A 12,582-nucleotide genomic window follows, 5' to 3' on the forward strand; every position below is an offset into this window, starting at 1 on the left:
GATATCTAAATAATGTTTTTTATTTGAGTTGGTTATGGTATTGGCGCAGTATTTAAAGGTAATTAAACTAAACGTACTGCTAAGCTGTGCGCTACTTTTAACTGTGCAAGTAACTGCAGCAGAGCATATTGCCCCACCCTCGTATGCAAGTATTGAAAACAATGATATTCAACACTTACTTCCCAATGATGAAATAAAGCCTATATTAGCTGGCGATACTGAATTTTTAACCTTATACAGCGAGTATATGAGTGCTGATTTTAGAGGCACTGTACTGCTTATACCTGATTGGCAATCAAGCGCGACCAATAATGCCGGAATGAGCTTTTTACGCAAAGAACTGAATAATTTAGGCTACATTACCTACGCAATGACAGTACCTGATATTAACTGGCAGGCGAGTGAAATAGCCACTGCTGCAACTAACGAAAGCACTACAACTGAAAGCACCTCAGCTGAAAATATTCTTGCCCAAAGCACTGATAATGAAAGTGTTGCTGTTGAAAGTACTACTATTGAGGATGTTGGTGCAAACAAAAGTGCTGAGCCACACCACGTTAATGCCATTGAAAAAGTGAGTGACGCGGTACTCGATAACTATAAAGTAAATTTAATCGCCCGCTATGAAGCACTGTATAATACAGCAATGGCAGAGCCAAATAATATTGTAGTCATTGCCCAGGGGATCAGTGCTGGCGTGCTACTTGAACATTATGCGCAATTTCCCGACTCAAGACTTAATGCATTTATAAGTTTAAGCAGTTATTTACCTAACAGTAAACGTAATCAAGACTTAAGCCAAACTTCGTCCTTAATTGCCCCACCATTACTGGATATTTACTACGCTAACGATAACAACGAGATTTTAATGAACCTTAAAAGTCGTCAGCGCTGGGTTAACCGCAATGCAAAATTTGATTATCGCCAACGCCAGTTATTTGGTTTGCGCAATCAGCCCGATCAGCATGCCCGCCTAAGTAAAGAAATAGACGGTTTTTTACGCCGCCTTTTTTAAATACTCGTAAGCAGCTTGAATATCTTGGCTTTTTTTAACCGCTAATTCCATCATATGTTTTGGTAAGCCTTGCGATACCAATTTATCAGGGTGATGCTGCGCCATCAGTTTTCGATACGCGAGCTTTATTTCTCGTGCTGTTGCTGAGTCATTAAGCCCTAATAATGCCAACGCTTGTGCGCGGTTTATATTATTATTAGGTGGTACATGATGGCCTGAACCTTCACGGTAACTGCTACTTTGCCCTTGTTGCTGTTGTTTATAACGCTGTTGCTGCTGCCTAAAGCTAAACTCTGCTTGGTAACGCTTTAATACAAAAGCAAAGTGCGCTCTAGATACGCCTAACTGTTTACTCACTTCTTGTAAAAGTAATTTTTCTTGCTCAGCGAGTACACCATCTGAGAATGCCATTTGAATTTGAATTTCTAAAAATAGCTGTAATAAATCATAACGCTTAGCAAAACGCTCTTTAAAGTCTTGTACTGTTTCTTTTAATGAAAAATCATTTTCTTTACCCGACTGAAATGCATGCTGTGCTTCGCGGCGCTCTTCACCTTGTAAGCCCATTTCGTCCATAAATAACGTTGCAGCTTTAATATGTACTTCGCTAATGCGCCCATTTGATTTAGCAATATGGCCCATAACTGCAAAACAGCTAGAAAAAAACAGCGCTTGACGCTCGTTTACGTCGTCACCTTTAAATAAGTTTGAAAAGCCACCGGCTTTATCAAAATCTTTTTTTAAGCTTTTATCAAACATATGGCCAAGGTATAGGCCAAAAATGGCACCAAAGATTTTGCCAAACATAAAACCGAAAATAAACCCGAGTATTTTTCCCCACATCTAAATTATTACCTCTATTAAATTTGTCGTTGATTAAGTGCTGATAATCGCTCAGGAGTACCTACATCATCCCATTGGCCTATGTAGAGTTCGGTAGAGACTAAATGTTCAGTTAATTTTTTAGCTAAAATAGGCCCAAGCGGACGAACACCTTGCTCAAAATCGTTAAAAAAATCGGCTTGATACCGGCCAATTCCAGAAAATGTATATTTTTGACTATCACTCGACAAATGACTGAGCGCAAAATCACCGTTAGGATTATGCGGCGGATTTTCTATCAGTACTATGTGCGCCTCACCCGCTTGTAAATGCAGCTGAGTTAACGCGCTTACGTCGTAATCGGTATATATGTCGCCATTTATAACAATAAAAGTGTCGCCTAATAGCGGTAGCGCAGCAATAATGCCACCGGCCGTTTCAAGGCCGCCTGCCACTTCTTGGCTGTAGCGTATATTTACGCCCCATTTGCTGCCATTGGCAAAATAATCTTTAATTTTATCACCTTGCCACGCAAGGTTTATTACTATTTCGGTAATACCCGCCGCTTTAAGATTAACAATATGATGCTCAATTAATGGCTTACCCGCTACTGCCAACATAGGTTTAGGCATATTTTGCGTTAGCGGCATCATGCGTTGTCCGCGCCCTGCCGCTAAAATCATCGCCTTCATGTGCGCTCCTTAGCCAAGCGCTCAACCACTTTAGGAACAATAGTATTTTGTATAAATAAGCCAAGGCCCTGCAGCTCTGAATAATTAGCAGCTACCTCTACAATATATGTAAGTGTAGGTAGTATATTAGCCAAATACCCTTTTTTACCATCACGTAAATACAAGCGACAAAAAATACCGGCCGCTTTTAAGTGGCGCTGTAAACCGGTTAAATCAAACCAATATTTAAATTCATTAAAGGTAACATTAGCAATTAAACCTTGGCGATTAAATTCATCGTACCCGTATTTAACTAAATGAGTTAATTCGCTCTCTGGCAGTTTAAAATAGCAATCGCGTAACAAAGACACTAAGTCGTAACATAGCGGCCCGCGTACAGCATCTTGATAATCTATGATCGCCCATTGCTGGTTGCAGCGCATAATATTACGACTATGGTAATCGCGGTGCATGGTAACGCTAGGCTGAGCAAGCATGGTATTGCTAAGCAGATCACAGCTTGTTTGCCACAGTATTTGTTGCTCTGCGGTTAGTTTACAATCAATAAAGTCATGCATTAACCACTGGCTGAATATGCCAAGCTCAACGGCTATAAACTTTTTATCATAAGCTTGCATAGCAGCTGCTGCAGGTGTTTTTGCCCACTGTACGCTTAGCTTAATTAATTGCTGGTAATACTCAGTGCGGTGCTCATCATCAAGCATGTCTGCAAGGTGCGTGCTGCCTAAGTCACTTAAAATGAAAAAGCCTTGCTGCTCGTCACTGGCAATAATAGCGGGCAATAAAAATCCTTGCTGCGTAAATACGCTATTGAGCGAGATATACGGCGCATTATTTACTTTAAGTGGATCGGAATCCATCACAATAAAGCTGTTATTAGCACAATTTAAGCGATAATAACGACGAAAGCTCGCATCGGCAGTAATTGCTGCTAACGTGCATTTTTGCTCACTAAAGTGAGTATTTATAAAGAGTTGTAAGCGTTCAAAACGTGTCATTTTATAAGCTATCTATTTTTCACTAATTACTTTGCCATTGTTTTCCTTTATTATGTCTACTTGAAATTAATCACAGCGTATAAAGGTCGATAAATGAGCAAAACCTGGGGCATATTGATGCTAAGCGTACTGAGCGCACCATCGCTTGCCGAAACTGAACTGACACACAAGTTTTGTGGCACTTCAATGCAAACCAGAGCTTGGCAACCGCTTCCTGGCTTAAAGCTAGGTATGGTTGATATTCGCGCTAACGACGTAGAGCTTTTAGGCACACAAAGCGCTGAATTTACTGGTAATGTTGATATTAACACCGTTAATATGAGTTTGTCCGCACAAACTGCACTAATCGATAAGCAGCGCGGTTTACTCAATGCTACTGGGCCAATTACTTATCGCGACAAAATAAGCGAAGTTAACAGTACAGGCCTCAACGCCGATTTAAATAACTCAGCAATCAGCTTACTTGGTGCACAATATAGCCTAACACAACAGCTAGGCAAAGGTGGCGCTGAAAAACTCACCGTTGATGAGTCTGGCTTAATGCTAATGAATGCAAGCTTTACTGCTTGTCCTGGCGAAGTACCTGTGTGGGCCATTGAAGCCGACGAAATTAACCTTTCTCGCGAAGAAGGCTGGGGCGAAACCTATAATGCGGTTTTACGCATCCTAGATACGCCGGTTTTATATTTACCTTATTTTACCTTTCCACTTGATGAGCGCCGTAAATCGGGATTACTTACGCCTAGTTTTTCAAGTTCAGATCGCTATGGTTTAGAAACAATTACGCCTTACTACTGGAATATCGCTCCTAATTTAGATGCCACCATTACCCCGCGCTATATGTCGCGTAAAGGCTTACAACTGCAAACTGAATTTAGATATTTAACCCAAGAGCATGAAGGCTTAGTGGGCATTGAATACTTAAATAAAGATGATTCAGACCCCGATCTTGGCGATCGTTATATGTTTCATTGGCAACAAAAAAGCTACTTAGGTGAAAACTGGCGCGCTAATGTTGATATAACAAACGTGAGTGACGACAACTACTTAACTGATTTAGACTCTAATTATGCCAGTAAAACCGATACCCAATTGTACAGAACAGGCTCGCTTACCCATATGGGCGACACTTGGCGTACCGATATTACAGTACAAAATTTTGAAGTACTGGGCGATCACTTAGAGTCTTATACCGCTTTACCACAAATTAGTTTTACCCAAACCGCACCTTGGCAATACGACAACTTTGATTTTAGTGTATCGGGAGAAGTGAGCCACTTTACGAATAGCTCAGCTATTATTGATCAAGCTACTCGAATACATATTGAGCCAAAAGCTCGCTTTGATTATAAAGAACATGCATGGTCGTTTTTATCAGAAGTAAGCATATTACAAACAAACTACAAGCAGCATGGTGATTTAGAAGGTACTCAATATAGCGAAAGCGTATCGCGTACACTGCCAAAAGTACGTTTGTATACACAACTTAATTTTGAGCGCGAAACCTCCTACTTTATTGACGACGGTATTCAAACTTTAGAGCCTCAGCTACAATATTTATATACCCCTAATGAAGATCAATCTGATATAGGCTTATTTGATACTGCCAAACTACAAGATGATTTTTTTGGTTTATTTAGAGATACACGCTTTTCAGGTGTTGATAGAATAGCCGCTGCCAACCAATTTACCTTAGGTGCAACTACTCGGTTATTTGACAAAAAACACCAAGAAGTATTTAATTTTAGCGCCGGGCAAATATTTTATTTAAGCGATTCAGCCAAACCTACAGAGCAAGGATTAAACTCAGACACCAACTACAATGCCTTGTTTGCAGCACAAACCATGGTACATTGGCATCGTCGCTGGTATTTATCAGCGGGTATTCAGTATGATACTGACGGCAAACAAATTATTCAGTCTAACGTAACGCTCGACTATAAAGGCGACGATAATGAGCTAGTTCAATTGAACCATCGGTATTCAGATGATGTCTCAGGTAATGCAATTGAACAAACAGGCTTATTTACAAGCATTCCAGTGAGCGACGAATGGCAGTTTATTGCAAGCTATCACCGCGACCTTGAAAATAACCGCAGTATCGAAGTGTTAAGCGGACTACAGTATGAATCGTGCTGTTGGGCATTTCAAATTACTGGCCATCGCCAAATTGTTACCGACTTAAATCAGTCTATAGGGCAACAACAGGCGACTTTTGATTCAAGTATTCGTTTGAATTTTGTTTTAAAAGGGTTAGGTAGTAAAAGCCGTTATGATGCTAAAAAATTATTACAACAAGGTATTTTTGGTTATCGTAGACCGTATTTTCTTAATGACTAGGACACTGTTTTTAAAGTTAAAGTAGTATTAATTAACGCTAAAAATTGAGTATTCCCTAGGATCACAATAGTACTATTAGCAAGAGTAGTAAAAAGAATATGAATTTAAAAAAATTATTAACATCAGCAGTTTTAAGTATTAGCTTATGCCAAAGCGCATTTGCAGCTCCGGTTGAAATCGACAAAGTTATTGGCATAGTCAACCAAGGGGTTATTTTAAAAAGTGAAGTGGACACCATAGTTAACCGTGTTAAAAAGCAAGCTGAAGAACAAAGTCAGGAGCTTCCTAAAGACGAAACATTACGTGTTCAGGCCGTAGAGCGATTAGTTAACCAAACACTCATGATGCAAATGGCTGAGCGTATGGGGTTAGAAATTTCAGACAGCCAACTAGATCAAACGCTTGCAAGTATGGCTAAAGAGCAAGGCGGTAGCATTGCAGATTTACGTCGTACTATTGAGGGCTCGGGAGAAAGCTTTCAAGCATACCGTGAAGAAATTCGTAAAGAGATCACTACACAGCAAGTTATGCGCGCCAATGTTGATCGCCGTGTTTATGTAAGCGAACAAGAAGTAGATAACTTACTAAAAATTATGGATAGCCAAGGTCAAAACGCAGAAGAGTATGACATTGGCCATATTTTAATTGATATTCCAAGTGATGCTAGCGCCGATGAAATTGCGTCAGCTAAAACGCGCGCAGACAAAGTAATTGAATTACTTAATGACGAGCAAGAATTTAAACGCATTGCTATTTCATCATCAAGCGGCTCTCAAGCACTTGAAGGTGGACAACTAGGTTGGATGGGCATTAACGAAATGCCGTCGTTATTTGCTGAAGCCGTTAAAGGCAAAAAACAAGGCGCTATTATTGGTCCACTGCGCTCAGGTGCTGGTTTTCATATTATAAAGGTACAAGATGTTCGTGGTCGTCAAGTTGTAGAAACAACTGAAACTCGCTCACGTCATATTTTAATAAAACCATCTATTATTTTAAGTGAAGAAAAAGCACGCAGTATGCTTGCCGGTTTTGTAAAAGACTTACGCGCTGATAAAGCCGACTTTGCAAAACTTGCTAAAGAATACTCAGAAGATCCAGGCTCAGCCCTTAAAGGTGGTGAGTACGATTGGGCCGATCCAACTAGCTATGTTCCTGCCTTTAGAGATACTTTATTATCACTTAAGCAAAATGAAATTAGCGAACCATTTAGAAGCCAATTCGGTTGGCATATTGTGCAGTTACTAGATACCCGTGTAGCTGATAAAACCGAGCAAGCTAAACGCAACCGCGCCCATGGCATGCTATTTAATCGTAAATTTAAAGAAGAAAGCTTTAACTGGCAGCAAGAAATGCGCGAACAAGCCCATGTTGAAATTTTCCCAATAGACGAATAATTATGACATTACGTATCGCAATTACCCCAGGTGAGCCTGCGGGCATTGGTCCAGATTTACTGTTAAAACTTGCCCAACAAACTTGGGACGCACAGCTTGTTGCCATTGCCGACGCAAATATGCTTAAACAACGTGCTAAACATTTAGGCTTAAATATAAAGCTCATAGAGTTTGATCAGCACGCTGCAGCAATCCCTGCACCAGCAGGAAGCCTTTACCTACATCAAGTAGATGTAGCTGAGCCGGTAGAGCTAGGTGTACTTAACGATGCCAATGGCCAATACGTATTAGACACTTTGCGTATTGCCAGTGAAAAAAACATGGATGGCACTTTTGCAGCAGTTGTTACCGGCCCAGTGCATAAAGGCATTATTAATAAAGCCGGCATTTCGTTTAGTGGCCACACCGAGTATTTTGCACAACAGTCGAATACCGCCGATGTAGTAATGATGCTTGCTACGCAAGGGCTAAGAGTAGCGCTGGTAACAACGCATATTCCGCTTGCCTATGTGTCGCGTGCTATCACAGAGGATCGGCTAATCAAAGTAGCGAGTATTTTAAACCACGACTTACAAACTAAGTTTGGTATAGAAAAGCCGCGTATTTTAGTCTGTGGTTTAAATCCTCATGCTGGTGAAGATGGCCATTTAGGCCGTGAAGAAATAGATACTATTATTCCAACACTTGAAATACTTAACAACCAAGGTATGAACCTGATTGGTCCACTCCCTGCTGACACTTTATTTCAAGATAAATACCTAAATGAAGCCGATGCCGTATTAGCTATGTATCACGATCAGGGGCTACCTGTGCTAAAATACAAGGGATTTGGTAACTCGGTAAATATTACCTTAGGTTTACCATTTATCCGCACCTCAGTAGATCATGGTACTGCTTTGGACTTAGCAGGCAAAGGTACTGCTGATGTTGGCAGTTTTGAATTAGCGATCCGCGAAGCAATTAAGCTCGCCCAAGAAAAAGCACAAAATCAATGACCGATAAAGTACATTTAGGACACCGCGCCCGTAAACGTTTTGGACAAAACTTTTTATTTGATGACATGATCATCGGTAAAATAGTGAGCGCAATCGATCCTAAACCAGAAGATAACCTAGTAGAGATTGGTCCAGGCCTTGGCGCAATTACTGAACCGGTAGCCGAATTAAGCGGCCATTTAACAGTTGTAGAATTAGATAAAGATTTGGCACAGCGATTAATTGAACACCCATTTTTAGGGCCTAAATTAACCGTAAACCAAGGCGATGCAATGACCTTTGATTTTGCAAGCTTGGTGAGAGATGACAAAAAATTAAAAGTGTTTGGGAACTTACCGTATAACATTTCTACTCCGTTACTATTTCATTTTTTTGAATTTGCAGACAATATTGAGCACATGCACTTTATGCTGCAAAAAGAAGTAGTAAAACGCATGGTTGCAGGCCCAGGGAGCAAAACCTTTGGTCGTTTAAGCGTAATGACCCAGTACTACTGTAATGCAATGCCGGTTATAGAAGTACCGCCTGAGTGCTTTAAACCAGCGCCTAAAGTTGATTCGGCGGTTATTCGCTTAATCCCTAAAAAACCTGAACAACGCACTGCAAAAAGCGTGAAAATTTTAAACAACGTTTGCCTAGAAGCCTTTAACCAGCGTCGTAAAACACTACGCAATAGTTTAAGCAACTTACTAACTGCAGATGAGCTTACCAGCATTGGCATAGATGTTACTTTGCGTGCTGAGCGCTTATCGTTACAACAATTTATTGATATAGCAAATTGGATTTATGACAACAAGCAGTAATATTGGATCGCCTGTAAAGGTATCTGTTGAAACATTTTATGTAGAAGAGCAGTCGCAACCTGAACTCGATAAGTTTGTATTTGCTTATTCTGTAACCATTAAAAATCACAGTTTGTGTAGCGCTAAATTACTGAGCCGTTATTGGTTAATTACCGATGCAAATGGCAAAGAAATTGAAGTGCAAGGCGAAGGTGTGGTCGGCGAAAACCCAGTTATAGCACCCGGCGAAAGTTATAAATATACCAGTGGGGCAATACTAGATACCCCTGTAGGTACTATGCAAGGGCATTATACGTTACGTAACGAGTTTGGCACTGAGTTTAAAGCGCCTATTAACGTGTTTCGTTTAGCCTGCCCAAACATACTGCACTAGTGCACTCTAAGCATGGCTGACTACGCAATAGGTGATTTGCAAGGCTGCTTTAACGAGTTTAACGCGTTACTCCAACGCGTTAACTTTAATCCAAGTAAAGATCATCTTTATTTGGTGGGCGATATAGTCGCTCGAGGCCCGGACTCACTCGCCTGTTTAGAGTACCTATACAAACACCAAAATAGCATTACAGTTACGCTAGGCAATCATGACTTACACCTGATTGCCTGCTATCTACTTAATAAACCACCCAACCCTAATGATAAATTAGCGGCTGTATTCAATAGCACTAAACTCCCCCACTATATTGCATTTTTACAAACTCAGCCTTTGGCACTTTATCTTAAGCAGTACAATAGCTTTATATCCCATGCTGGGCTCAACCCTGACTGGTCGATAGCACAAGCCTTACAACATGCTCAGTTTGCTCAGTATTGTTACAGCTCATCTAAAGCGCATGACTTTTTTGCAAACATGTACCAACCTCATCCCATTAATAACCCTAATGAACTTAATGACTATGAAAAGTTTAGATACATAGTTAACTACTTTACCCGCATGCGATTTTTAACTGCCGATAATCAACTCGACTTAAGTGCAAAAGGGGAGGTAACAAGCAACAATCACTTAACCCCTTGGTTTATGCATCCAGCAATAACAACAGCTAAACAAACACTTATTTTTGGCCATTGGGCAGCATTAAATGGTAAAACACCTCACAATCATTTATTAGCCTTAGACACCGGATGTGTTTGGGGGGGCGCTATGACCCTAATAGAGTTAAAAAACAAACAAAAAACTATAGAAAAATCACAACTTTCGTCTAAATAAACTGAAATAAAGTAATACATCTGTTAAGTTTAATGCAGCATGTTGAAATATTGTAATTACAACCTGTTCACATTGAGTTGGCATTATATTTAGTAGCAAAAATAGCATCCCTATAATTAGAGCTACGCATGACCATTGCTTAATTAAAAATAATCAACACAGATTAAACACTTAAAATTAACTTTAATTACTTAACTTATTGCAATACAAGCCGATAAGTTTTAACTGATGTACTTTAGAATGGAAATCCGTATGAATTTAACAGTGAGCCAGCGTATTTGGGGTGGATTTATTTTCATCACTCTACTGCTTTTAATAATTGGCGGTAACTCTTTAATAAAAATAGCAAATATTGATCGATCCACCCAAAAAGTAAATCAGTTGTCGCTGCCCGCTTTAAATAAAAGCGCTGAATTACAAGCCGAGTTTATTTTAATGAGCAAAGCTGCTCAAGCCAGTTTTTATACCTCTTCTGCAGAGCAACTAGAACCAATAAAAAACCAAGTGCTCGAACAAAAGCAGTTATTCAATACGCTGCATAGTGAGTTACAAGAAGTAGTTAAAAACGATCCACTATTGAGTAAAAGTAGCCAACAAGTTGAAACAACCTATTTAAGTTTTTTAAGCACAGTAGAGAGCTTACTTGCCGACAAAGCTAAACAGCTAGCACTGAATAAAATGTTAAAAGCGCAACTAGAAAACATAGAGCTTGCCGCCGAAGATGCAAACTCAATTGTACTCGATATTATTGATATAAACGGCTTAGAGCAAAGTAACCCACGTGCTTATCAGGCTGCTAATAATCTTGAAAACAATTTTATGTCTGTAGTAAGCAACAGCACCGACATGCTAACGGTTAAAACGCTTAATACCTTAGATATTGTAAAAAATGAGCAAGTATACTACTTCGAAGAAGTAACCCGCACCGTAGCGCTAATTAAGCCAGCCATAGAGCAAAGCCATAGTGGTTTATACAATAGTCTAAAAGAATACGTAGACACGCTAGAGAACAACATTGTAGGTAACAATAGCCTTGCTGCGAATAAAAAACGCTTAATAGATGCAATTAGCCTTACTGAACGCGAACTTGCAGAGTCTGAGCAAGCAACTAAAACAGCGCTAAATCAAATTGACGTACTTGTAAAACAAGCCAGCGATGTTGCTTTTTCATTGCAAAAAGGGGTGCGCAGCGACGTAGACTCTGCAAACTTGTGGACTTGGATAGGCATGATAATAGCTACGATAATTGCAATTATCGTAGCAGTCGTTACGGTAAATCGTATTACTAAACCACTGGCTGAAGTTAATCGCATTTTAGATATTGTAGCAAGTGGCGATATGACGCAACGCTTAGATGACAGTGCTAAAGATGAGTTTGGTGAGCTATCGAAAAGCTGTAACACCTTAATTGATAGTCTTCGCAGTTTAATTAAAGGCATTATTTCACGCTCAACTCAGCTTGCAGCAGCATCAGAGCAAACCTCAACAATTACTGGCGAATCAAGTAAAGCAATTCGTAATCAGCAAGCACAGGTTGAGCAGGCGGCTACAGCAACAACCGAAATGAGTAGTACATCACAAACGGTAAGCAACAGTGCTCAACAGGCGTTACATGAAATTAAAAATGCCGATAAAGAAGCTGAGCGCGTTAAAGATATTTCAAACCAAAATAAAGCCACTATTGAGCAACTAGCTTACGAAGTTGATGAAGCGTCGAATGTTATTAATAAGCTACATAAAGACAGTGCATCGATTGGCAGTATATTAGATGTTATTCGCGGTATTGCTGATCAAACAAACTTATTGGCATTAAATGCCGCGATTGAAGCGGCGCGTGCAGGTGAGTATGGCCGAGGCTTTGCTGTAGTAGCAGATGAAGTACGCTCTCTGGCAAGTAAAACACAAGAATCAACCCAAGAGATTCAATCTATGATTGAGTCACTACAAAGCGGTGCAGAAGCCGCTGTATCGGCCATGGAAAAAGGCAAACAACAAGCCGTGTCATGTGTTAAGCAAAGCGATTTAGCAAGCAGCGCTCTCGATTCAATTACTTTAGCTGTATCGCAAGCGCATAACGTGAGTGAAGAAATATCAACAGCAGCGCAAGAGCAACAACAAGTATCACAAGAAATAAGTGAGCGTTTAGAGTCTATTGTTGCTATAGCCGAGCAAACCGCTGAGGGCGCAATACAAACGACTATTTCAAGTTCAGAGGTAGCAAAGCTAGCAGAAGAACTAAGGTTATCAGTAGAGAACTTTAAGGTTTAATTACTGCTATAAACATGTATAAAAAAGGGGAAGTAATTTATTACTTCCCCT

Annotated in this window: 11 protein-coding genes; 8 read left to right on the forward strand and 3 right to left on the reverse strand. The window is 40.0% G+C overall.

Translation table 11 applies throughout. From position 1 onward, the window contains the following. Positions 1–34 precede the first annotated feature (34 nt). Entirely contained in the window at positions 35–1,015 is a 981-nt protein-coding gene (locus PTRA_RS13740; protein ID WP_058374203.1) for a DUF3530 family protein, read from the forward strand. Here PTRA_RS13740 and djlA read toward each other — a convergent pair. Genes djlA through PTRA_RS13755 form a run of 3 tightly spaced genes read right to left on the reverse strand, consistent with a single transcriptional unit; the run spans position 998 to position 3,527 of the window. Beyond that, a complete protein-coding gene (djlA, locus tag PTRA_RS13745; protein ID WP_058374204.1) occupies positions 998–1,858 on the reverse strand; it encodes a co-chaperone DjlA in 861 nt (286 codons plus the stop codon). The genes PTRA_RS13740 and djlA overlap by 18 nt on opposite strands. A gap of 17 nt (positions 1,859–1,875) precedes the next feature. After that, on the reverse strand, positions 1,876–2,529 hold the full coding sequence (gene murU, locus PTRA_RS13750) for an N-acetylmuramate alpha-1-phosphate uridylyltransferase MurU (RefSeq protein ID WP_058374205.1): 654 nt from the start codon (positions 2,527–2,529) through the stop codon (positions 1,876–1,878). Further along, positions 2,526–3,527, reverse strand: a complete 1,002-nt coding sequence (locus PTRA_RS13755; protein ID WP_058374206.1) for an aminoglycoside phosphotransferase family protein — start codon at positions 3,525–3,527, stop codon at positions 2,526–2,528. The genes murU and PTRA_RS13755 overlap by 4 nt, the downstream gene beginning before the upstream one ends. A gap of 93 nt (positions 3,528–3,620) precedes the next feature. On the opposite strand from PTRA_RS13755, the gene lptD reads away from it, so the two are divergent. From lptD to PTRA_RS13790, 7 genes are all read left to right on the forward strand, one after another. Continuing rightward, positions 3,621–5,867 carry an LPS assembly protein LptD gene (lptD, locus tag PTRA_RS13760; protein WP_041454580.1) on the forward strand — a complete coding sequence of 749 codons (2,247 nt, stop codon included), beginning with the start codon at positions 3,621–3,623 and terminating at the stop codon, positions 5,865–5,867. A gap of 98 nt (positions 5,868–5,965) precedes the next feature. Then, the gene (gene surA / locus PTRA_RS13765) at positions 5,966–7,261 is read left to right on the forward strand and encodes a peptidylprolyl isomerase SurA (protein WP_058374207.1); all 1,296 of its coding nucleotides are present in this window, start codon (positions 5,966–5,968) and stop codon (positions 7,259–7,261) included. Positions 7,262–7,263: 2 nt separating this feature from the next. After that, positions 7,264–8,256 carry a 4-hydroxythreonine-4-phosphate dehydrogenase PdxA gene (gene pdxA, locus PTRA_RS13770; protein ID WP_058374208.1) on the forward strand — a complete coding sequence of 331 codons (993 nt, stop codon included), beginning with the start codon at positions 7,264–7,266 and terminating at the stop codon, positions 8,254–8,256. After that, positions 8,253–9,059: a 16S rRNA (adenine(1518)-N(6)/adenine(1519)-N(6))-dimethyltransferase RsmA gene (gene rsmA, locus PTRA_RS13775; RefSeq protein WP_058374209.1), complete on the forward strand. Its 807-nt coding sequence runs from the start codon at positions 8,253–8,255 to the stop codon at positions 9,057–9,059. Before pdxA ends, rsmA begins: the two co-directional genes overlap by 4 nt. Then, positions 9,043–9,432 carry a Co2+/Mg2+ efflux protein ApaG gene (gene apaG / locus PTRA_RS13780; RefSeq protein WP_058374210.1) on the forward strand — a complete coding sequence of 130 codons (390 nt, stop codon included), beginning with the start codon at positions 9,043–9,045 and terminating at the stop codon, positions 9,430–9,432. Before rsmA ends, apaG begins: the two co-directional genes overlap by 17 nt. Before the next feature lie 12 nt (positions 9,433–9,444). Beyond that, on the forward strand, positions 9,445–10,263 hold the full coding sequence (locus tag PTRA_RS13785; RefSeq protein ID WP_058374211.1) for a symmetrical bis(5'-nucleosyl)-tetraphosphatase: 819 nt from the start codon (positions 9,445–9,447) through the stop codon (positions 10,261–10,263). A gap of 252 nt (positions 10,264–10,515) precedes the next feature. Continuing rightward, positions 10,516–12,531, forward strand: coding sequence for a methyl-accepting chemotaxis protein (locus tag PTRA_RS13790; RefSeq protein WP_058374212.1), 2,016 nt, complete (start codon positions 10,516–10,518; stop codon positions 12,529–12,531). Positions 12,532–12,582 lie beyond the last annotated feature (51 nt).

Origin of the sequence: Pseudoalteromonas translucida KMM 520 (genome assembly GCF_001465295.1) — a bacterium.
GTDB classification, from domain to species: domain Bacteria; phylum Pseudomonadota; class Gammaproteobacteria; order Enterobacterales; family Alteromonadaceae; genus Pseudoalteromonas; species Pseudoalteromonas translucida.

Bases quoted from the DNA above. Each gene is read 5' to 3' on its own strand.
- djlA (WP_058374204.1), bottom strand. From the start codon at position 1,858: ATGTGGGGAAAAATACTCGGGTTTATTTTCGGTTTTATGTTTGGCAAA.
- lptD (WP_041454580.1), top strand. From the start codon at position 3,621: ATGAGCAAAACCTGGGGCATATTGATGCTAAGCGTACTGAGCGCACCA.
- PTRA_RS13755 (WP_058374206.1), bottom strand. From the start codon at position 3,527: ATGACACGTTTTGAACGCTTACAACTCTTTATAAATACTCACTTTAGT.
- PTRA_RS13785 (WP_058374211.1), top strand. From the start codon at position 9,445: ATGGCTGACTACGCAATAGGTGATTTGCAAGGCTGCTTTAACGAGTTT.
- PTRA_RS13790 (WP_058374212.1), top strand. From the start codon at position 10,516: ATGAATTTAACAGTGAGCCAGCGTATTTGGGGTGGATTTATTTTCATC.
- apaG (WP_058374210.1), top strand. From the start codon at position 9,043: ATGACAACAAGCAGTAATATTGGATCGCCTGTAAAGGTATCTGTTGAA.
- PTRA_RS13740 (WP_058374203.1), top strand. From the start codon at position 35: ATGGTATTGGCGCAGTATTTAAAGGTAATTAAACTAAACGTACTGCTA.
- murU (WP_058374205.1), bottom strand. From the start codon at position 2,529: ATGAAGGCGATGATTTTAGCGGCAGGGCGCGGACAACGCATGATGCCG.
- rsmA (WP_058374209.1), top strand. From the start codon at position 8,253: ATGACCGATAAAGTACATTTAGGACACCGCGCCCGTAAACGTTTTGGA.
- pdxA (WP_058374208.1), top strand. From the start codon at position 7,264: ATGACATTACGTATCGCAATTACCCCAGGTGAGCCTGCGGGCATTGGT.
- surA (WP_058374207.1), top strand. From the start codon at position 5,966: ATGAATTTAAAAAAATTATTAACATCAGCAGTTTTAAGTATTAGCTTA.